At 40.9% G+C, this 21229-nt stretch carries 18 protein-coding genes; 2 read left to right on the forward strand and 16 right to left on the reverse strand.

Translation table 11 applies throughout. The features are described 5' to 3' along the window. Positions 1-72: 72 nt before the first annotated feature. Entirely contained in the window at positions 73-2391 is a 2319-nt protein-coding gene (locus FN809_RS09365; protein WP_185957518.1) for a T9SS type A sorting domain-containing protein, read from the reverse strand. A 456-nt stretch (positions 2392-2847) separates the two neighbouring features. On the opposite strand from FN809_RS09365, the gene FN809_RS09370 reads away from it, so the two are divergent. Next, a complete protein-coding gene (locus FN809_RS09370; protein ID WP_142533261.1) occupies positions 2848-3237 on the forward strand; it encodes a BlaI/MecI/CopY family transcriptional regulator in 390 nt (129 codons plus the stop codon). Between the two features lie 33 nt (positions 3238-3270). Next, complete coding sequence (locus FN809_RS09375) at positions 3271-5148, forward strand: M56 family metallopeptidase (protein ID WP_142533262.1); 1878 nt, start codon at positions 3271-3273, stop codon at positions 5146-5148. A 22-nt stretch (positions 5149-5170) separates the two neighbouring features. On the opposite strand, the gene truA is transcribed toward FN809_RS09375, so the two are convergent. The 15 genes from truA to FN809_RS09450 form a co-directional block, all read right to left on the reverse strand. Beyond that, a complete protein-coding gene (gene truA / locus FN809_RS09380; protein WP_142533263.1) occupies positions 5171-5935 on the reverse strand; it encodes a tRNA pseudouridine(38-40) synthase TruA in 765 nt (254 codons plus the stop codon). Between the two features lie 175 nt (positions 5936-6110). Then, on the reverse strand, positions 6111-7409 hold the full coding sequence (gene rimO, locus FN809_RS09385) for a 30S ribosomal protein S12 methylthiotransferase RimO (RefSeq protein ID WP_142533264.1): 1299 nt from the start codon (positions 7407-7409) through the stop codon (positions 6111-6113). A gap of 140 nt (positions 7410-7549) precedes the next feature. Beyond that, positions 7550-8500, reverse strand: coding sequence for a signal recognition particle-docking protein FtsY (gene ftsY, locus FN809_RS09390; RefSeq protein WP_142533265.1), 951 nt, complete (start codon positions 8498-8500; stop codon positions 7550-7552). Positions 8501-8692: 192 nt separating this feature from the next. Next, on the reverse strand, positions 8693-8845 hold the full coding sequence (locus FN809_RS09395) for a DUF4295 domain-containing protein (RefSeq protein ID WP_142533266.1): 153 nt from the start codon (positions 8843-8845) through the stop codon (positions 8693-8695). A gap of 11 nt (positions 8846-8856) precedes the next feature. Beyond that, the gene (gene rpmG / locus FN809_RS09400; protein ID WP_142533267.1) at positions 8857-9045 is read right to left on the reverse strand and encodes a 50S ribosomal protein L33; all 189 of its coding nucleotides are present in this window, start codon (positions 9043-9045) and stop codon (positions 8857-8859) included. A 13-nt stretch (positions 9046-9058) separates the two neighbouring features. After that, positions 9059-9301 (reverse strand): 50S ribosomal protein L28, encoded by a 243-nt coding sequence (gene rpmB / locus FN809_RS09405; protein WP_142533268.1) that lies wholly within the window; start codon positions 9299-9301, stop codon positions 9059-9061. Positions 9302-9492: 191 nt separating this feature from the next. Next, complete coding sequence (locus FN809_RS09410; protein WP_142533269.1) at positions 9493-9969, reverse strand: T9SS type A sorting domain-containing protein; 477 nt, start codon at positions 9967-9969, stop codon at positions 9493-9495. Positions 9970-10110: 141 nt separating this feature from the next. After that, positions 10111-10959: a hypothetical protein gene (locus tag FN809_RS09415; protein ID WP_142533270.1), complete on the reverse strand. Its 849-nt coding sequence runs from the start codon at positions 10957-10959 to the stop codon at positions 10111-10113. Between the two features lie 698 nt (positions 10960-11657). Continuing rightward, positions 11658-12905, reverse strand: a complete 1248-nt coding sequence (locus FN809_RS09420) for a competence/damage-inducible protein A (protein WP_142533271.1) — start codon at positions 12903-12905, stop codon at positions 11658-11660. Between the two features lie 136 nt (positions 12906-13041). Continuing rightward, a complete protein-coding gene (locus FN809_RS09425; RefSeq protein WP_142533272.1) occupies positions 13042-14319 on the reverse strand; it encodes a M48 family metallopeptidase in 1278 nt (425 codons plus the stop codon). A gap of 174 nt (positions 14320-14493) precedes the next feature. After that, positions 14494-16056, reverse strand: coding sequence for an OstA-like protein (locus tag FN809_RS09430; RefSeq protein ID WP_142533273.1), 1563 nt, complete (start codon positions 16054-16056; stop codon positions 14494-14496). Between the two features lie 307 nt (positions 16057-16363). After that, positions 16364-16768 carry a hypothetical protein gene (locus FN809_RS09435; protein ID WP_142533274.1) on the reverse strand — a complete coding sequence of 135 codons (405 nt, stop codon included), beginning with the start codon at positions 16766-16768 and terminating at the stop codon, positions 16364-16366. Between the two features lie 74 nt (positions 16769-16842). Further along, a complete protein-coding gene (locus tag FN809_RS09440; RefSeq protein ID WP_142533275.1) occupies positions 16843-18201 on the reverse strand; it encodes a peptidylprolyl isomerase in 1359 nt (452 codons plus the stop codon). 20 nt (positions 18202-18221) lie between these two features. Continuing rightward, positions 18222-19034, reverse strand: coding sequence for a hypothetical protein (locus FN809_RS09445; protein ID WP_142533276.1), 813 nt, complete (start codon positions 19032-19034; stop codon positions 18222-18224). 63 nt (positions 19035-19097) lie between these two features. Then, positions 19098-21023 carry a peptidylprolyl isomerase gene (locus tag FN809_RS09450; protein WP_142533277.1) on the reverse strand — a complete coding sequence of 642 codons (1926 nt, stop codon included), beginning with the start codon at positions 21021-21023 and terminating at the stop codon, positions 19098-19100. Positions 21024-21229: the final 206 nt, after the last annotated feature.

The raw sequence follows: 21229 nt of genomic DNA on the forward strand, positions 1-21229 counted from the left end.
GAAGGCACCTTGCTGCTCGAGAGCTGAATATTTTCATTAAATCTCTATTTACCCCGTGATCAATACCCTGTATTATCGATTCTTTACCACCAGCTTTTTGGCAATGGTAATATTACCCGATGTTATCTGAATAAAATACACGCCATTGGGTAAGTCATCCGTTTTCAGCATCTCTTCCTTGCCAAACACGATGCGTTGATGATGAGTTTTACCTGTTAAATCGAAAATACGAATCTGCTTTGGTCCTTCGTTTGGCATCAACACCATAACGCGATGGGATGCCGGATTTGGATACACACGCAGCCCTTGCGCATAATCCTGCTCTACCCCTGTATTTCCCTCTATATTAAAACTCACCCAATCTGAAAAGGCGGGTGCATATTGGGCATTACCCTCCTGGAAAGCCTGCACGTTCACTTCTCCCAAACCGTTAACCTGAAGCATATCGCCCGATAAGCTCGCGTTGCCCGACACCAACTTGTACGTAACAGGCAAGCCCGAACTGGCAGCGCCTTGTAAGTGAATGATGTTGTCAACCTGCTGGGATGCAATCGGTGCTAAGGTAACACTTTGGGGCTCTTTATCGGTGTCAATTAACATGCGAAGCATCACCGGGTCATGATCGGAGTAATTTACCTGATCAATCCGACTGTTATTTATAAGACTCTGGTATTCAAAATACAACTCATCCGAGATACTCACATGGTCGAGCGAGGAACCCACCGCGCGCAGGTAATCCCGGTTCCAATTGGCATACCAGGGTGCGTATGCCCCTTTGCTCATGGAATAGGTTTCGTTGTAATCTCCCAGTATCACAACGTTATCATCGTTATAATTTAATATCAAGTCGTTGAATAAGTACTCCGCATCGGCCCAACGACGTTCATCTGCATCGCAGCATTTGGCATGTAGATTAATAAAATTTAGCAGCTGACTTTTACCGTCGATCTGCACAACAGACTTCATCATTTGTGGCAGTCGGCCACTGGCCCAGAACAAGCTGCTGTTACCGGGATATCCCGTTATTTGCGGTGTAGAGTATCCCTTATAAAAGTCTGAAAACATTGAAAACGAATCCATGTTGCTCACCGTTTTAATATTGTAAATAAAACAGATACGCTGTGCCGGGAAATCGGAGGCGGGTGGTTGAAAATAAAAGCTATAGCGAGGTGCCAAAACGCCTGCATAGCTTGTTTGTCCTTCAAGTTCGTTTAACTTTTCGATGAGTGGTGTTAAAAAGTCGCCGTAGTTTTCATCCACAATCACTTCCTGAATCGCATACACATCGGCATCCAACTCAATTATTTTATTGGCTACCTGGGATAACTTGGTTTCAAAAGCAGCATGATTTGAACTTCCATTAGGCGCTATTCCAAAAAACTGGAGGTTCCACGTTACCACATCCAATGTTTTATCCTTTGTTAAGGTAGTGGCATCTATAGGAACACCGGCATTGGCAGGTTTAACTTTTATTTGATAGGGCATGGCATTGTTAACCCTATGTTCTACCACCGATTCGATGCCGTAATAATACTCTTGTTGCGGGGCATATTTTATTTTTACCTCCGCAGATCCATCGCCCGTACCCGTGTCAACAATAAGCTCATTTATCCAATTAGCCCCATCCAACGATAGCCGATAATCGCGTTTACAAGTGATTTTTATATCCCCCGCCACACCTGTATAACTTAAGGTATAAGCATAAACCTCGCTTTGCTGACCAAGAGCCACATAGGGAAAGTTTATTTGCTTATTAATTAACCCGGAAGTCAAGGTTCCGGAAAAATTCTTTTTGCTACCCGTCACCATCACATCGTCCACCTGATAGGTAGTTGTGCGGTTTGAGGTATTGCCGGAATATTTAAAGGCTATATGCCCCATCCCCGAAAAGGCCGATAAATCAACCAGCCCAGACTCAATAAAAGTTGCACCATATCCACTGTAATTATTACGTTCATCAATTTGAGCATTCAACGGTTGCCAGGTAGCACTTTCCACATTGCTTCCATCATAATCAGTAGAAAGCCAAACCGATAGTGTTGTTCCACTATAATATCCATTCTTGCTTTTAAAGGTCAAGGTTTCGTTATCGTACGCGTTAAAATCAATTGCCGGGCTAATCAAAAAAGATTCTATATCCGGCCCCGTTGCCTTGTAACCGGATATTTGCATGTAACTATTCCCATTGTATGTTGTTTGTACCCAATAGGTATGCCCTTGCACAGCTTGCACTGTCCAGCCTTGCTTAAAGCTCTGATCTTCAAAATCAGCTGTTACAATTGGAACAACATCGTTGGTTGTGGCCGCACTTATCGAGACAAAGACAAACTGCACCGCGCTTAAAACCATTAAAAACAGGCTTGTTATCCTAAAATCCTTTTTTAAACTCATAACGCTGATATTAACTTTATTTACAAAATTAAAACATTCAACCACATATGAGTAATGATTTAAAATTAAAAGAAGCCTGACCCGATAGCTGGTAAATGGAGAGCGTAAATTATTGAGCATAAAGTAGGGATTTGGAGTGGTGGGTGATAAGTGGTGGGTGATAAGTGGTGAGTGTTTGAAAGCGGAAAGCAGAAAGCAAAAAGCGGAGAACGGAAGATGGTGAGCATAAGGTGTAAAGGGGTGCGTTGGCAGATAGACGGTAATCAATCTGAAATTGCGAATCCTTTCCAACGTATATGTCGGAATTGGTGCAAAAAGAAAGAAACAGACTTAAAAATAGAACAAGAATATTAATGTGGAGTAAAAAAAACATAAAAAAACTTGCAACTACGACAAGTGTCGTATATATTTGTACGACAAACATCGTAGTAGGCACGAAAACTGATTTAATTATAGATGAAACCAAAAAAAATTACACCCACCGCCGCAGAATTAGATATTCTGAATATCCTTTGGGAAAAAGAGCCACTTACAGTTAAGGATATTCATGCATTAATTTGTAAAAGTAAGGATGTGGGTTACACCACCACTTTAAAGATTATGCAAAATATGACAACGAAAGGTTTGCTCAAGAGAGAGCGTAGCGGAAAGAGTCATTTGTACTTTAGTAATCATGCCAGAGAAGAAACAAGGGAACGTTTGCTCAATCGCTTTGTGGATTCGGCTTTTGGCGGTTCGGCCAGTTCGTTGGTTATGCAATTGCTGGGAAACAAAAAAACATCGGTAGAAGAATTAGATGAAATACAGCAAATTATTGAACAGATAAAAACCGATTCATCATTGTAGCGAATAAAATGGTATCCCTTAATATGATTTGTCATGAATTTAATACATAAGCTATTTTCACCCGCAATAAGCGAAGCACTTGGTTGGACCATCGTACATGCACTATGGCAGGGCATTATCGTACTAATCGTTTTGCTAATTTTATTAGCAACATTAAAAAAGCACAGCGCTCAAATCAGGTATTTTATTTCGTTTACTGCGCTTGTAATTATGTTAGGCTGGTCTATCTCTACTTTTGTTGGAGGATACACCGATGCACGCGACAAACAAATACTAAAGAACGAGTTACTGAACCAGCAGGATTACTTAAAAAATCTTAGCTTTTCTAATCCTCGCCCCAATGAACTAAACGTTTCTGCATCGGGTTTAAAATTTGAAAAACTAAAAATCAGGGTATGGTTTCAACGAAACTTCCCTCTGCTTCTATCTATCTGGCTGGTTGGCATAGGCATTTTTACCTTGCGGCTGTTGGCCGGCCTGGCCTACACCTGGCGGCTGAGAACAAACAATCTGCTTCCGTTTGAAGCCAGATGGATGCATAAACTAAAAGAACTGGCTGCCGCATTAAAAATTTCGCGCAAGATAAGCGCCTATCAGTCGGCACATGCCTCTACCCCCCTTACCCTGGGCTTTTTAAAGCCCATTATCCTGTTCCCTGTTAAAATGCTTTCCGGTTTATCCGACAAAAAGGTGGAGGCCATTATTGCCCATGAACTGGCGCATATTGTCAGAAACGACTATCTGTTTAACATCATCCAATCCATTATTGAAATCTTATTTTTCTATCATCCTGCCATTTGGCGTATGTCGGCTCATATCAGACGCGAGCGCGAACACGCCTGTGACGATATAGCCATCAACCTTACGGGCGACAAGCTAAGTTACGTGCAGGCATTGGCTCATCCGTCAATAAGCGGACAAGCTGGCAACATCTCTATTTATTCACAGAAAAATCTCTCCATGGGCTTTGCCCACAAAAAAAGCAGTCTATTGGAAAGGGTTAAACGAATTCAAAAACAAAGAGCCATGAAAACAAATTTTTCCGAAGGTCTAATTGCGGCCTGCATCATCCTCAGCAGTATTTTTTTACTTTCCTTTTCATTAGGTAATCAATTTAACGAATCCAATCCCCCCTTAAGTCAATCCGTGCATACGGAAGAGCAAAGTCTATCGCCACAAACACGCATTGCCACATTACCAAAAGCGCAGGCCAAAGCAAAAAAAGACAGTTTGCTGCGGGCAGTCGAAAAGAATGTAACTATAGTAAGAAGCGATGAAAAACTTTCAAAAGAAATAATACAAGCCATAGAGATTGCACTAACAGAGAATGACGAATCGCTTTCTGCGGAAATAATGGAAGAGATAAATATGGCATTAAAGGAAATCAGCGAATCAGGCATTCAGGATGCCATGAAAGAAGCCCGGATAGAAATAAAAGCCGCCATGGCCGAAATAAATTCAGATTCTATACAGGAAGAGATACGGACAGAAATGAAAGAGGCCCGAGAAGAAATTAATAAGGCGATGAAAGAAAACCAACTTACCGCCCGTGAAAAGCAAGAAATAGAAGAAACCACTGAGCTATCACTTAAAGCGGCCGAAACCGGCTTAAAGATGGCCGCCGAAGTGCTGGAAAGTATCGATATCGAAAGTATTGTGGCAACATCATTAGAAGCTGCCAACACAGCCATTGAATTGGCCGGCAAACAAATTGAAGCGATGCATCTGGATTCCTTAATCGATGCCGAAATAAACACTATTGAGATAGAAATAGATAAAAACGATCTAAACCGCAGTCGGGAACAGCTTAAAAGGGATAAGGCGCAATTACAGAAAGATTTAAAAGAGCTTAAAAAAGATATGAAGAAATTGAAGAAAGAAATAAAAAAAGAGCTTAAAGAAGCTGAATAACAACAAAATAAGCAGCAATAGCTCAAATAAACCGCGATCTACCAAATAACCCCCTGGGGTATTCCACATCCACCAAATACAGGGCATGCGCTGGCGCTGAGGTACCAGCCTGCCCTCTGTCCTTAGCCTCAATGATTTGTACAAATTCCTGAATGGTAATTTTACCTCGTCCCACCATAAACAGCGTGCCTACAATAGCTCGCACCATATTACGCAAAAAACGGTCGGCTTTAATGGTAAAAATCCATTTACCGCCAACAAGCGTCCATTGGGCATGTGTCAGCTTGCAATTATTGGTTTTAACATCGGTGTGCAGCTTGCTAAAACTGGTGAAATCGGTATAATTAAGCAGCGTGGCGGCCGCTTTGTTCATGCTTTCAAAACAAAGTGGCACATGCGACAGGTAGGCAGACTCCTGCAAAAACGGATTTTTTCGGGTAACAACATGGTATTCGTAGGTGCGTCCCGTAGCCGAAAATCGACTATGCGTTTGGGCATCAACCTTTGTTAAAGAATAAACCGCAATGTCTTTGGGCAGTATTTTATTTATCTTGTTAATGAAATTCTTTTCTTCAATGGCAGCATCCGTATGCTCAAAGTGCGCCACAAAATACGTTGCATGCACTCCTGCATCTGTCCTGCCACACCCCACCACATTTATTTCCTGACGTAAAAGAGTGCTTATACATTTGTTTAGCACCTGCTGCACAGTAATTGCATTGGGCTGAATTTGCCAACCATGGTAGTTTGTGCCCTTATAAGCCAACTGGATAAAATAACGTGCCATGAAATTGAAAATAAAAATGGGGAGTTATGCGTATTGAATTATGAGATTTGAGTTACGAGGTGCGGGTCATGAGTTAGGAGTTTTGAGTTAGGAGGTACTGGTTGCGGGTTTGGGCATGGGGTATGGAACGCTGTTCAGTATTTACCCATTACCAAATACCGCTCACCGAATACCGTTAACCGTTAACCGCCTCCCCAAACAAGTCAAAAGCTTCGGCGCCGGTAATTTTGATAGTATGAAACTCACCTACTTTCAGGGCATTGCCCTCAACGGGTATCAACACCTCAGGATCTACTTCCGGAGAATCAAATTCGGTACGCCCCACATAATAATCCTTCTCTTTTCTATCAATAATTACCTTCAATTCTTTCCCTACTTTGGCTTGGTTTATCTCCAGGCTTATTTTCTCCTGCACTTCCATAATAGCATTGGCTCTTTCCTGCTTCACTTCTTCGGGTATCTCGTCCTTGTAGTTTCGATAGGCATGGGTATCTTCTTCGTGTGAATAAGGAAACACCCCCAAACGCTCAAAACGCATCTCCTTCACAAAATCCAGCATTTCTTTAAAATCCTGTTCTGTTTCGCCTGGATGACCGGTAATCATGGTGGTACGTAAGTGAATGCCGGGTACATCTTTGCGCATACGTTCAATCAGCTTATAGGTATCACTTTTGCTTACGTTTCTGCGCATTATTTTTAGCATCGGGTCGCTCACATGTTGCAGCGCAATATCCAAATAGTTACAAACATTGGGATGCCCGTTCATTACTTTCAGTAGGTTGTATGGGAACCCGGCCGGATAGGCATAATGCAAGCGCACCCACTCAACACCTCTTACATCGGCTATTTTTTGGGTTAATTCGGCCAGTCGCATCTGCTTGTATATATCCAAACCGTAAAACGAAAGATCCTGTGCTATCACCTGAAGTTCTTTAACACCTTTTGCCGCCAATCCTTCTGCCTCCTGAACCAATTGCTCTATGGGTTTACTTTGGTGTTTTCCTGTAATTAAAGGTATGGCACAGTAGGAGCAGGAGCGGTTGCATCCTTCAGATATTTTAAAATAAGCATAATGGCCCGGTGTAGTCAAACTGCGCTCGTTAATCAAATCGGCACGATAGGTCTGTCCTAAATCTTCCACTATCTTTTTCCAATCAAATTTACCATAAATAGCATCCACCTCTGGCAGTTCTTCTTTTAATTGCTTCTCGTATCTTTCGGAAAGACAGCCCATGACGAAGAGTTTTTTTACCTGCCCCCTCTTTTTGGCTTCAGCAAAACTCAATATGGTTTCGATGGATTCCTCTTTAGCATCGCCAATAAATCCACAGGTGTTAATGATGGCAATATCTCCCTGTGGCTTTTCTGCATCATGTGCCACCGTAAAACCTCCTGCTTTAAATTGGCCGATCAACCTTTCTGAATCTACCAGGTTTTTTGAACAGCCCAGGGTTACAACATCTATTTTTTTCATTTTATGCGCTTATACGTTAAGTAGGGAGGGGTTATTAAAAAATCAAGGAACAACACTTTATTTACAAGATGAAAATAACGAGTTATTCCTTAAAAGCTACCAGAACAACAGGCAACTTTCTCTTATGTTTTAGGCGATAGCTAATTAAATAATGAATCCACAAATTCTGTACGGTTAAAAACCTGCAAATCGTCTATTCCTTCCCCAATACCTATATATTTTACTGGGATTTTGAATTGGTCGGAAACACCTATCACCACGCCTCCTTTTGCTGTTCCATCCAACTTCGTTATCACCAGCGTATTTACTTCCGTGGCTTTAGTAAATTCCTTGGCCTGCTCAAAGGCATTTTGTCCGGTGCTACCATCGAGCACCAGAATAATTTCGTTTGGCGTATCGGGCACTACTTTTTGCATTACCTTTTTAACTTTGCTGAGCTCGTTCATCAGGTTTACCTTATTGTGCAATCTTCCGGCAGTATCGATGATAACCACATCGGCACCTTGCTTTTTAGCCGAAGCCAAGGTATCGTAGGCCACTGAAGCCGGATCCGAACCCATATTTTGGCGCACCAGAGGAACATCTACCCTATCGGCCCACACCTGCAGTTGCTCTATGGCGGCTGCCCTAAAGGTATCGGCAGCACCTAACACTACTTTTTTACCGGCTGCTTTAAACTTATGCGCCAGCTTGCCAATAGTAGTTGTTTTACCTACACCATTTACACCTACCACCATAATCACATAAGGGTGCTCGCTTTGTGGCAGATCAAAATCACCTTCGCCATCCACCTGATTTTCAGAAAGAAGCGCCACAATTTCCTCTTTTAGTATTTTATTCAATTCAGAGGTATTCATGAATTTATCTCTCGCCACCCTATCCTCAATGCGTCGGATAATTTTCAGAGTGGTATCTACGCCTACATCGGAGGTAATAAGGATTTCTTCCAACTGGTCCAGGACATCATCATCCACACGCGAACGGCCGGCAACGGCACGCGAAAGTTTTTTAAACACACTCTCTTTAGTCTTTGCCAGACCCTTATCGAGTTTATCTTTTTTATCTTTGGTAAAACTCCCGAACAATCCCATATTATACTTTAAAAACGGTAAGTGAACAAACTAATTAGTCTTTACCAGCTCTGGTTATACACATCAAAAAGGTGTAACTCATTTGCTGTCACTAATTACAGGGGCTAAAAATACGAAAAATACATAAACAAAAAAGCTTCCTTTGTTATAAAGGAAGCTTCATTGTTAAAAATGTCTTTTGCCCTTGCAAAATTATTTTTTGAAAAAATCTTTTACTTCGTCATTGATTACTATCTCTTCTTTAAAAGAGTAGGCACCAGTTTTGGGCGACTTTACCATTTTAATCACTTTGGAGTGACCTTTACCGCCCCCTTTTTGTAATGTTGCTACTGATTTTTTAGCCATGATACAAGCTTTTATTTAATTTCTCTATGTACGGTATAACGCTTTAAAATAGGGTTATACTTTTTCAATTCCATTCTGTCGGGAGTATTTTTTCTGTTTTTTACAGAAACGTAACGGCTTGTTCCAGCCATTCCACTCTCCTTGTGCTCTGTGCATTCAAGAATAACCTGAATACGATTTCCTTTTGCTTTTTTAGCCATCTCTTAAAATCCCTTAAAATTTAGTTATTAACCCTTTTTCTTTAGCGGATTTCAAAGCTGCTAACAAACCAACCTTGTTGATTAATCTAAGCCCGGAAGCCGAAACCCTAAGGTCCATCCAACGTCCTTCTTCCACCAGGAAGAAACGTTTTTTAAATAGATTTACATCAAATCTTCTTTTGGTTCTTCTTTTGGAGTGAGAAACATTATTCCCTACCATGAACCTTTTTCCAGTTATCTGACAAACTTTTGACATCTTTACAACCGTTTTTTTTCGGATACATTTTTCAAACAGAGCGCAAAATACGGTATTTTTATCTAAAAGAACAAATATTGCCCCATAAAAATTCTGTTTTTCTTTCGGTTATTTTGCCATTCAAGTTTACAAACGGTGTAAAAGGTGCCTTTTAATAATCTTTAATCTCATTTTTTCAGGTGAGGTTTAGTTTACTCCTGCTTAACCACATTAAACGATTTTATAAGTTCAGATGCTTCCAACATTTGAAATATGTAATTTCCCGGAGGATAATTGGATAGGTTTATGCTTTGGCGAGATGCATCTACCGTACCGTTTTTCAACAGTTTGCCATTTACATTATACAATCGAAACCTAAGTTTTACTGATTGTTGTTGGGTTTCTACCGTCAAGAGATTCTTTACGGGATTTGGATAAACCTTTATTTCAATACCCCATTCTTCCGATTTATCAATGGCTGTAGAAACCTGAAAGTTTCCTTGTTGAAAACCTTGCGTAACTTGCATGTTGCTACCGCCGGTGGTATTTACAAAGGTTTCGCCTAATGTCCAGGATACGGAACCGGTAATATTTTCCGCTTCTCCACCTGCGCTGCCTATAACATGTAGCTGTGCCATTGCAGTTAAAGAAATGCCTAAAATTATTATTAGAGAATATATATATTTCATGATTTATTTTTTATAAATAATCCGCTTTATTGATAAAGTTTTTAAAACTCTTGGTCATAACTTGTATTTATAAAAACTATGTTTATAAACCACTTTCTCCTATCTTGGTTGACCAATGTTTAAATCGATGTTTTTCGAGCACTAATTTATTTTGAATCCTGTCATCCGGACCGTTCCGAATGCATTGGCTCCCATGGTTATTGTTCCGTTCTCTGTTGGTTTAACTCCCAATGATACCTTATCGCCTGTTTGTAATTGGAGTGTGGTATTTAAGCTAACTTTTGTATAGCCATTCATAAAAGTATAATTTCTCAGGCGGGCACGCGAACTACCATTAACGCTATAATAGATGTAAAAATCTGCGGGAGGATTACTACGGGTGTCAATAGTCACGAATGCCTCAAAAAAGTAACTTCCATCCGCTGGTGCGGTGTATTCATCATCATCTAAAGAATACACGTTATTTTCTATGAATGTACCTGCCAAACCGTTGCCATCCGTAAAATCAATTGTTGTGCCTTCATCGGCCGGAAGATTCTGAAAAGTCATTCCAACAACATTAAACGCGCTTGGAATTTTCTCTACTTCGGCAGCTTTTTGGGCATACAAGGCATACGGAACACTCACCATTTGGGCAGTGGACGTAATGCTATAACTTGTTCCTCCCTGTGGGTCGATTTCGGTTTTCAGGAAATAAGGCCCATCGGACCAATCAATAGCCGCAAAGTTGCCATTGACCACGGTTCCGGTTCCAATCTTTAGGCTAATCACACCATTTCCATTGGATTCAGGGGCGTGGGTCTCTACATAAACCGCTGCGCCAAATTCCGATTGCTGTAAAATTTGAATACGCAATCCGATAGTGCTGTTGCTTACCACTTCGTTGTTGCCATTTCGTACCACGGCTTGGTAGTTTAGGAACTGTGGGCTTTGCGCTAGAATGCCCATTGAAAATAAGAAAATGATGAGCGTTGAAAATACTGATTTCATAATTTTTAGCTTAAGAAATTAAGATGCCAATATACCTTTTTAAACGGAGAGCCTCCAATTATAATCCCAAATAATGACGAAAACAGTATCTATTTGGATAAAAGGGCAATGTATTATGATATATAAAAAAAAATCCAAAAACTTGCGTTAACCTTGTCTCCGGGCTGATTTATTTTGCACAATGTTATCCCATATCCTTTCTTTATGCCCCTGTAACCATTCCCTTTGCCAATTCTACTTCATTTCCATTGTATTTCGTTTTACGGTGTATGCTACACCATCTTTTCTTACGAAACCCTACCTATACTTTATTTCCCCGACACCTTAGCCTGAAAAATGCATGCATTTTTCACTTTATGCTTTTACATACTTTTATCTAACTGACGACATAAGCACCAAACTAACAATTAGTTACAAAGCGACAAGCAAAAAGTCGTTGAGGGATGTTATGTACCATGTTCCGACGCAAAGTTGTTTTAAATATATAACGAGAACTGTGGTGCGTCGGATTTACACGCCGTCCTGTCCCCGGGTTTCCGCGTGCCGCCGAAGCTTTAGCGGAGGAGCAAAACCCGGGACTACTTATATTTTACCCCTATCCGGGGTAAGTTTGCTACGTAGCTTAAACCCGTTAGGATATTGGACATGCCCCTTTTTCGCGGCTAGGGTACTGATTACCGAATACCGATTACCGCTCCTCAACTTCTATCCCTGTCCACCATCTTCTTCAGCATTACCAGTGCCATTTCCGTACTTCGTACTATATTGCGTTCGCGCTGGCTACCAAAGCTAAAGCATGCGCTTTCGATGTTGTTGGGCCCTGCTACTGCTATCCAGATAGTGCCAACAGGTTTATCCTGGCTTCCGCCATCCGGTCCGGCAATGCCCGAGGTGGCCACGGAATAGTCGGTTCCGAGCTTGGTACGAACCCCTTGGGCCATCTGCTCTACCACGTATTGGCTTACCGCACCATTTTGTTCCAATTGGGCAGAATCAACATTCAACAAGTTTATTTTTACCTCGTTATGATAGGCCACCACGCTTCCCTTAAAATAGTTTGAGCTGCCCGGGAGTTTTGTTATTTGGTGCGCGATATTCCCTCCGGTGCAGCTTTCGGCCGTTGAGAGGCTTATTTTTTTGTGGGTGAACAAAGCTGCAATAACTTCAACGGTAGTCAGATCGCCATAGGCCAAAATAGAATCGCCCACGATGGTTTCCAGTTGTGCTATCAGCTTATCCAATGTGCGCTCTATCCTATCTTTATCTTTGCCCCTACCGGTAAACCTCAATCTTATCCTGCCCGCCGAGGGCAGGTAGGCCAGCTTAACAAAATCCGGCATCGAACGCTCGAACTCGCTTAACATTTCGGCCAGCGATGATTCGGGGATACCGCTCACCACAACCGTTTTATGAACGATGATACCATTGCTGAAACGTTTCAGGAGACGTGGAAGGATCTCATTTCCCATCGCGTTTTTCATTTCTGACGGTACGCCCGGCATCGAAACATAGATGGTGCCGCCCCGGTCGAACCACATAATGGGCGCAGAGCCCACGGGGTTGCGTATCACGGTGCAATTAGCCGGCACCATGGCCTGCTGTCTGTTCAGCTCGTTTATATTGGGGACATATACTTTTAACAGATTTTTTATATCCTCAAACACCTGTTCATCGAACAGCAATTGCGTATCGAAATACTTGCACAGCGTTTTTTTGGTGATGTCGTCCTTGGTAGGCCCCAGGCCGCCGGTCATCAAAACCACATCGGCCCTTTGCGAGGCTTCGTGCAGTATGTTCAATATCTCCTCTTCGGAATCGGAAATGGAGTTGACCCGCGACAGCTCAAAGCCCGCGTTGTTCAACTGCCTGCCCATCCAGGCCGAATTGGTATCTATTACTTGACCGATGAGCAACTCATCGCCTATGGTTATAATTTCTATTTTCATAAAACACCCTCCAAACCTCTCCGGCAGCTGCCGGAAGGAATTAGCCCCTCCTAACCTCCCCGAGGGGGAGGGACTGATTTACATACTTAACAATTACTAACTCTTTTGGCAAATGCGAAAATGGTTTGTTAACTACTTACCCCCTCTTTGGCACCTCTGTTTGGAGAGGACGCGAGGGGCATTTTATTTTATTCAATGCCCTGACCCTTGCCAACAGTGGTGGATGCGAGTAATGGAAAAACACGTACCAAGGGTGTGGCGTAAGATTGCTTAGCGCATTTACCGAGATAGTTTTTAATGCGGTGATTAAGGCCTGGGGGTCGTGATTTTTTGCAGCGAACGCATCTGCCTCGTATTCGTTTTTACGCGACAGTATGGCCGAAAGCATACCGCTTATGCCGGATATTGGACTGTACAAAATACCAAAAGCCAACAAACCAATATGAAATGCCGGTTCGGGCACACCCAATGCTTTTGAAAGAACCGGTGAATCCACAAATAATGAAAAAATAAAAAGCATTATTCCCGTTTGGATCATCCCGCTGACCATGCCCCATAAAGTATGCTTTTTTTTGTAATGCCCTACTTCGTGGGCCAACACGGCCACAATCTCATCCGTTTTTAAATCGTTTACCAGGGTATCGTACAATACAATTCGTTTTTTGGCACCTAAGCCACTAAAAAAAGCATTGGCCTTTGTACTGCGCTTGGATCCGTCCATTACGTACACATTATCCAACTTAAATTTAACCTTATAACAAAAATTTTGAATGGCTGTTTTAAGCTCACCATCTTCCAGTGGCGTTTGTTTATTGAACAAGGGAAGTAATACAGAGGTGTAAAACAATGTAATCAAAAGCATAAATGCTGTCATCAAACCCCAGGCATACAACCAAAAAAACTCACCCGTTATTTGATAAAACCAAATTATAAGTGCCAGAATACCCCCTCCCAATATGGCGCCTACCAATAAAGACTTTATTATATCGAGCACAAATATTTTGGGTGTTGTTTTATTGAATCCGAATTTTTCCTCGATAACAAAGGTGCCATAAATTGAAAACGGAATATTTAAAATTGTGGAGCCCAGCCCCAATGCACCTAAAAATATCATAGCCCGATAAATAGGATTGTCGGTAAAGCTGAGTGCCCATTGGTCGAGCCAGGCAAAGCCATCCATAAATAGCAAAACCATTATTAAAACCAATCCGTAGATTGACGTTACCCAGCCAAGCGTATGATTTACTTTTGCATACCGTTGTTGCCTGGCATATTTATCTGCATCATAAAAACCCTGCAGCTCAGGTGGTATTTTATCGCTCCATTTTGTTGTGTTTAAATAAAGCAAAAACCTGTCCCAAGCAAACTCTATGGCAAGAATGGAAACAATGATGTAAAAAACTGTTTGGTGCATAAATATTTATATTGAGATGAATTGTAAGAAATAAGTAATAATTGCATAAGCAGAATTTGACACCTCCTTTACCTTAAAAATAGACTTTACATCTTTACTTTTTAAGCAGCATTATTCATTCAATATTGGACAAACAAATAAAGCACAAAGGAAGCCAACGCACTATTGTATAAACTAATACGTTTCGTCTAAATCGTATTCGGAGCGATCCTCGCCACGTTCAAAGAGGGGTAATTCTTCCCAGATAAAAATATCCTCTTTGGTCTTTGGTCGGAATGCTTCGAGCCAATAAAAACCATCCAGCCGTAGTTTTTCATCCGCAATTAAAAAAAGAGGATTCATATTGCCGGTTGGCGAAACCCGCATAACGATTTGATCTACCTGTCTTTTTTTCAGATATATGGTCATATTGCTGGATTCGGCACGGTTAACACCCAGTATGTTTTTTTTATCTTTCGGAAAATAAACCGACTGTGCATTGCCATCTACATCAATCCTATAGAGCTCGTTATTACGCACATAGCCAACCATTTCTTTGCCTTTGATTTGATTGTAACGCCCTGTATCTTCTTCTGAAATAATAAAAGAACGGTCTATTAAATCAATTTTATCCAGCACCTCATCCTTGGTATACATCCTAATTACATCGGCGGAAAGCTGGTTTCCCATGGACCACATAATGGGGTCGTAGTAAAATGTATTGGTAGTATCCCTGCTATCAAACACCATGGAATCGCAACGCCCTTGCATATCCGGTCTAAAATACTGTACCTTTCTATACGCTTTAATAAGCTTGTCCTCACCGTTTTCCAAGGGTACTGCCTGTAAGGTGTCGGCATGTAAAAAAAGCGTGTCTTCGTTATAAATTTGCAAAAGCTGTGCATTCAAGGTGGCCAAGGCATCTTTACTTATTTCGTTGTAAAAACCGTAATCGCCTTTAATAATCACGTTGTTGGTGGTATCATGCAGCTCCATGCCGTTAAATATTTCGCCATAGCCACTCGCTCTGTTGTAATAAATGGTATCGCCTTTTAACAGTTGTTCGCCCTGTACGTAAGCATTTTGCTTTAGTAATGCCACATCGTGCATCATATCATAATACCCCGCTTCGGCATAAATGGTATTGCTGTCGCCTACAATGTGGGTAGGGCCATGTATGTTGGCCACCTTTGTAACGGTATTATAAATAAGCGTATCGGAATAAATAATGTATTTAGGGTTTGTAGCAACTACACTATCTTTAAAATGGGTTTGGTCGGCATCGGGATAATAATATCCTTTTTTACTGGTTAGCGTATTCTCTTTGTTTACAATTTTCCCAAAATTAAAATAATAGGCAAAATTATTCACTCTATCGTAATCTAAATAATCAGTAGTTAGCACCACGTCTTTATTTACCAGCCTTACCTTATCACGTACCTGTGCAATACCTGTGTTGCCATCGTAATACAAGGTATTGCCATAGAGGTGTAAAGTATCGTTTTGTATAATATGGATATTGCCTTTAGCATTAAATTTATTACTCCCCACAAAACGATAGGCCGTATCGCAATACATTAGTGCGGTTTGGTGCTCGAACTCAACATTACCAATAAGCACTTGCACATCCTTACCGTAAAGCGCTTCGTCGTAGTTAAGACTATCGGCGTTGTTTACCAGTATTTTTTTTTGTGCAATAGCATTTTGTGAACCACATAATAATATTGCAAAGAGCATTGCAAAAGTACATCTTGACATTGGCCTGTGTGTAGTACGGTTGTTAAAGCAGCAAAAGTAGTAGTATTAAGCAAATAACGAAAATAATAAAGTGGGTATTGCTACTTTAACCTGCACTATTTATATTTTCAGGAATAAAAACAAACATCAGAACCTGTCTTGCCAGCACAGGAGGCGGTTTCACCATAGCTGGTTTAATCCACACATTGCTTAGCTTCAATCTTTATAAAACTTTGTAATTGAAAATAGAGCACCTGCCGCTCGTTTAACCTCCCGTTTCCAAATTTATTTGCTACCCGCGGTTGAAATAACATTTTTGTTGTTTGCACTATGGCAGATTAAGCATTTTTGTCGCAACCGAAGTTTGCAGCACCAATTTCCGTTTTAAGAAAATGGTATCGGGGATATGGGCCGGATGCGGCTTAAACTGAACAAACTGATTCACATAATCCTGGGCCGCTATGGCCATGCCAATTTTGTATCCTCTATCAAATGTTAATTTAAACTGACCCAGGCTATCGGTATGGGTATTCAATTTTAAGGTTGCTGATTCGTCGATATTTTGCTGAAAGAGACAGAAAGATTGAACTACGGAGTGTGGCAGCGGGCAATTGGTTTCTTCATCCACCACCACCCCGGTATACGAGATATTGTAGGCCTCTCTGGCGCACGATACACAAATAAAACAAGCTACAGGCAAGAATATAAATATACAGCGGCAAAAAATTCTCATGCTCCAATCTTTAATATTCACGAAGCAAAATAGGTAAAATATTTATTCTTTACAAAAAAACACCCAACACTCTTTTATTTTATCCAATTTTTAAATTCAAAATTACAATCTTTCCACTCATCGTTTATAGTGATATATGTATCCTGCTGCTTTTCAATTATCCACTCGTTAATCAATTCCTGACGCTTCTTTTCGGTCATAATACTTTGTATCAACTGATAATCGTCTTTTAAGTTGGCACGATGGGGCTCAATTCTTCTTTTTTGTTTGATGATAACATAAACATCGTGTCCTTTTTCGTCTTTAATATTGAATGGCTTGGAAATTTCGCCTTCGCTTAACTTTTGCAGCTCTTTGGCCAGGCGAGGCTCCTGAATGGCTGCCAACTCAAAATTAGATGATTGTGATCGCATATTCACCATTAACCCCCCATTATTACGGGTGTCTTTGTCCATGGAATAATAAAGCGCAGCCTCCTCAAAGGTAAGTTCTCCATCGGTAATTAAATTAGCCACCGAATCGAGTCGTGCAATAGCTTCTTTGTTGGCCTCCGGCGACACCTTGGGTTTCATCAGTATATGACGCACATGGATACGCTCTCCTTTGCGGTCGAGGAGTTGGATGATATGGTATCCATATTCTGTTTGCACAATCTTAGAAACCTTGTTTATTTCCTGCATATTAAAAGCCACATTGGCAAATTCGGGCACCAAAGAGCCACGCGTGCTCCAGCCCAGATCGCCACCGCTGGTTGCACTTCCGGGGTCCTCAGAATAGAGCACTGCCAGGGTTGCAAAATCTCGCCCTTCGGCCACTTGCTTTTGAAAATCCCGTAGTCGCGATTTCACCCGGTCTATTTCTTTTTGATCTATTTGCGGATAAACGGCTATTTTTTGTATCTCGAACTGTACCGGCACCATAGGCAGACTGTCCTTTGGTGTTTTTCGGTAGAAAGCACGCACCTGCGAAGGCGTTGGTTCTACGTTTTGCGTAATCGCACGCTGCATACTCTCGGTAAGCATTTGATCGCGTACAACGGTCATTTGCTCCCTTTTTATTTGTAGCACCGATTTATTAAACCACTCTTCGAGTTTTTCGCGTCCTCCCGCCCGGTTAATGAATTCATTCATTCTGCGATCGACCTCGTTAATAACATTATTTTCGCTCACCTCCACACTGTCCAAAACGGCCTGATTAAGCATAAGTTTTTGAATAAGCTGTTGCTCAAAAAGTTTACACTTTAAATCGCCCTTGGCCGACATACCCTGCATAACAGCCTGTTGATACTGGTATTCTACATCGGACTTTAAAATAGCATTATCGCCTACTACGGCTATAACTTCATCAATCACGTTTTTTTGACCTGACAGCGAAATGTTAACGAAAAAAATGTTGATTATGATGGAAACAAATAAAATGGTTGTCTTATGCATTACTTCTTTTTTTGGCAAATTTAGTAGAATTTTATTACTTTTTGTTTTAAACCTTCGTTGTAAAGCTCTTCTTCGAGATTTTGAATGAATTGGATTCTTTTTTTATTTAGCAATATGGCTTTAATTTTATCTTCCACATAGCTTAAGGGAGCCACCTCATTGGCTTTACGAAAATCCTGTATCCTAATTATATAAAGCGATGTACTGTCGGATGTTTCGTAATATTTATTGTAATCCAAAAATTTGGGATAAGATGGCAGTGGCTGAGGCATCAGTTGATTAATTTCAGTAACCGCGACCCATTTATCGAGAAAATTATCAAATTTTTGTGCGTTCACAAAGCAATATTCTTCCAGCTTAATATAATCGTCGGGAGTTTCGGATCGGCACCATTTTTTTACACCGGATAAATTTGGTGCATTCAAAGGAACTTTAACAAACAGCCCTTGGATAATATTTTCATCGAGTTTAAAATTCTCCGACATCTGCCCGTAATATTCCTCAATTTGTGCTTTGCTTATGAGGGCGGTATGCTTTTGCAGCAAAAGCTTCTGTTTGTATTTATGTATCAATAGGGAGGCACGGTAATCGCGTAATATTTTTTCCACATCTTTTTCCTGTGGAGTGAGGTTAAGCTCGGCCTTGCGCAATAACAAGGCCGACTTAACCCACCGCTGAATATAGTTTTGTGCATAAGCTATGCTGTCGTTGGCACTTAAATTATTGGGCATGGCCTCCTCTAACTCCATACGTGTTAGCACACGGTTTTCTACCGCTGCCACCGGAGCCTGATCTACATCATGCGTGGTGTTTTTGCAGGAAATTATACCCATTAACAGCACGACTAATAAGCATAATAAGTATTTAATGTGCATTTTATGTTTTTTGAATAGCTTTTATTTAGAATACTTTAAAGCCTTCGCGTTAACTACGGGCGAATATTTGGCTTTTAAACCTGCCAACCATTCTTTTTCTATTTGATTTTGGTAGTCGGCAATCACTTGTCCTCTGGTTTCGTCCAATTCCTTTTGCTTTTTGGGTATGCGCTTACCGCTTGCCCAAGCGTACTTAAAATCAGTAATTTCTTTACCTTCAGATTTTTTAATCTTCCAAATTTGTTTGTCTAGTGCTTGGTATTCACCTTTCTCGAACACATTTTTTATAACCTTTGCGTCAGGATAAAGTTGTTGCAAGGAATCGGCAGTAATTTCAGGATTTACTTGCAACAGTTTTTTTGCTGCTTTCAACTCCTTTTTATCGTTGGTTAAAAAGAGTATGCCATCGAGCTTTTCGGGGTGAAAATAAGCTGACTTATGCGCTTCAAAATAGTTTTGAATTCCAATACTATCCTCAATAGCCTTGTTCCATATTTCTTTTTGACTGATGTCGAATATCAATAACCCATCGTGATACTCGTTCAACAGATACTTGTATTCGGGATACTTATCCCGGAGCTTTGTTTTCTCGAACTTCAAAATAGCTTCGCCTATAAAATCCTGCATTAGTACATCAAAGTCGACTGTACTGCGGTTTTGCATAAACTGTCTGTTTTTTTTCAACTCAGCCATTAAATCTCCCGTTTTCAACTCCCATCCCTTCATGGTGGCAATGTTGTTCTCGTTTTCTTTAAAATGTTCAAAAAACTCATCGTTCGTCACATTGTTGTCGGCCACCATTTGTTTAATCACATCGTATAGGCTTTTGTTTTTACTAAAACCGTACTCTTCCTTTAAACGGGCTACCACTACCTGTTTACTCTGATAGGCTCTCTCGTCGCTGGCGATGCGATCTTCGATTTCTTCCCTCATCTCTTCCAGCGGCTTAATCCCCCTTTTATCTAAAAATTTGATGATATGGAACCCATAAGGTGTACGGACAATCTCCGAGATATTATTAACACTGTCGAGCGCAAAGGCAGGTTCGCTAAATTCGGCTACCATACGTCCTGTACCAAACCAGGGCAGCTGTCCATTATTTGCAGCACTATTTCTGTCGTCGGAATATTGTTGTGCCAGTGCAGCAAAATCCTGACCTTGCAACAGCAGCTGATACACTGAATCAATTTTGGCCTTTTTTTGCGCAATAAGTTCCTGGGAGGCGTTGCGAGGAAACATCTGCATAATATGTGCCGTAAGCACTTCACCTCTGTTGGGTCTTTTATCGTGCACCTGCACCAGGTGATAACCAAAAGAGGTCCGGGTGATGGGTGAAATACTACCCTTTGGGGTATTGAATGCCGCCGACTCAAAGGGATACACCATCATGAATCCGGTGAAATAACCTAATTTCCCCTGGTTTTTCCGGGCACTGGGATCGTCGGAGTACTGCAGAGCCAGCTTGTTAAAATCTTCGCCATTATTAAATTTATCTACAATAGCGTTAATTTTTCGGTAGGCTGCCAAAGTGTCCTCCGGGGTTGGCGAAGGCGGTAGTTTGATAAGGATATGGCTAGCGTTTATCTCCGTTTTTAATCTATCGTAGGCTTCTTGTATCAGTTTCTCGGTCACCTTGCTGTCCGAAAGATAAGGCTTGGCTAACTCTTCTTTGTAATAATTATATTCTTTTTTGAAAGATGGTAAAGTATCCAGGCCCTGTGCTATGGCCTCGTGCACCTTTAACTTATAGTTTACAAATAGAGCGATATATTCTTTTTTGGATTTGGGTTCTTCGGAAAAGTTGTTGTTTTTACTGTAGATAAAATCAAATTCTTCTACCTGATATTGCTTGTTGCCAATACTTACTAAAGTATGATTTGACTGAGCCATAGAGCCGGCCGAAAACAAAACAGCCAATAAAAATAATATCAATGTTGTACGTTTCATCTTTTTCTTTATCCTAACTAAATATTAAAACTTAAAACACACTATGCGGTATTTTTATTGTGTGCCCCTTATTTTTGCGCTGTTAAAGAAACTAAAAAAGCACGTAAAACAAAAACGATCAAATCTATCCCTCCACCATATTCAAACGGTTTATTATAACACCTCCGGATAAACGGAGCATAAAAAAACAGCAAGCTTTGCGAGTT

The organism is Saccharicrinis carchari (assembly GCF_900182605.1).
GTDB classification, from domain to species: Bacteria; Bacteroidota; Bacteroidia; order Bacteroidales; family Marinilabiliaceae; genus Saccharicrinis; species Saccharicrinis carchari.

Bases quoted from the DNA above. Each gene is read 5' to 3' on its own strand.
- FN809_RS09365 (WP_185957518.1), bottom strand. From the start codon at position 2,391: ATGAGTTTAAAAAAGGATTTTAGGATAACAAGCCTGTTTTTAATGGTT.
- FN809_RS09370 (WP_142533261.1), top strand. From the start codon at position 2,848: ATGAAACCAAAAAAAATTACACCCACCGCCGCAGAATTAGATATTCTG.
- FN809_RS09375 (WP_142533262.1), top strand. From the start codon at position 3,271: ATGAATTTAATACATAAGCTATTTTCACCCGCAATAAGCGAAGCACTT.
- truA (WP_142533263.1), bottom strand. From the start codon at position 5,935: ATGGCACGTTATTTTATCCAGTTGGCTTATAAGGGCACAAACTACCAT.
- rimO (WP_142533264.1), bottom strand. From the start codon at position 7,409: ATGAAAAAAATAGATGTTGTAACCCTGGGCTGTTCAAAAAACCTGGTA.
- ftsY (WP_142533265.1), bottom strand. From the start codon at position 8,500: ATGGGATTGTTCGGGAGTTTTACCAAAGATAAAAAAGATAAACTCGAT.
- FN809_RS09395 (WP_142533266.1), bottom strand. From the start codon at position 8,845: ATGGCTAAAAAATCAGTAGCAACATTACAAAAAGGGGGCGGTAAAGGT.
- rpmG (WP_142533267.1), bottom strand. From the start codon at position 9,045: ATGGCTAAAAAAGCAAAAGGAAATCGTATTCAGGTTATTCTTGAATGC.
- rpmB (WP_142533268.1), bottom strand. From the start codon at position 9,301: ATGTCAAAAGTTTGTCAGATAACTGGAAAAAGGTTCATGGTAGGGAAT.
- FN809_RS09410 (WP_142533269.1), bottom strand. From the start codon at position 9,969: ATGAAATATATATATTCTCTAATAATAATTTTAGGCATTTCTTTAACT.
- FN809_RS09415 (WP_142533270.1), bottom strand. From the start codon at position 10,959: ATGAAATCAGTATTTTCAACGCTCATCATTTTCTTATTTTCAATGGGC.
- FN809_RS09420 (WP_142533271.1), bottom strand. From the start codon at position 12,905: ATGAAAATAGAAATTATAACCATAGGCGATGAGTTGCTCATCGGTCAA.
- FN809_RS09425 (WP_142533272.1), bottom strand. From the start codon at position 14,319: ATGCACCAAACAGTTTTTTACATCATTGTTTCCATTCTTGCCATAGAG.
- FN809_RS09430 (WP_142533273.1), bottom strand. From the start codon at position 16,056: ATGTCAAGATGTACTTTTGCAATGCTCTTTGCAATATTATTATGTGGT.
- FN809_RS09435 (WP_142533274.1), bottom strand. From the start codon at position 16,768: ATGAGAATTTTTTGCCGCTGTATATTTATATTCTTGCCTGTAGCTTGT.
- FN809_RS09440 (WP_142533275.1), bottom strand. From the start codon at position 18,201: ATGCATAAGACAACCATTTTATTTGTTTCCATCATAATCAACATTTTT.
- FN809_RS09445 (WP_142533276.1), bottom strand. From the start codon at position 19,034: ATGGGTATAATTTCCTGCAAAAACACCACGCATGATGTAGATCAGGCT.
- FN809_RS09450 (WP_142533277.1), bottom strand. From the start codon at position 21,023: ATGAAACGTACAACATTGATATTATTTTTATTGGCTGTTTTGTTTTCG.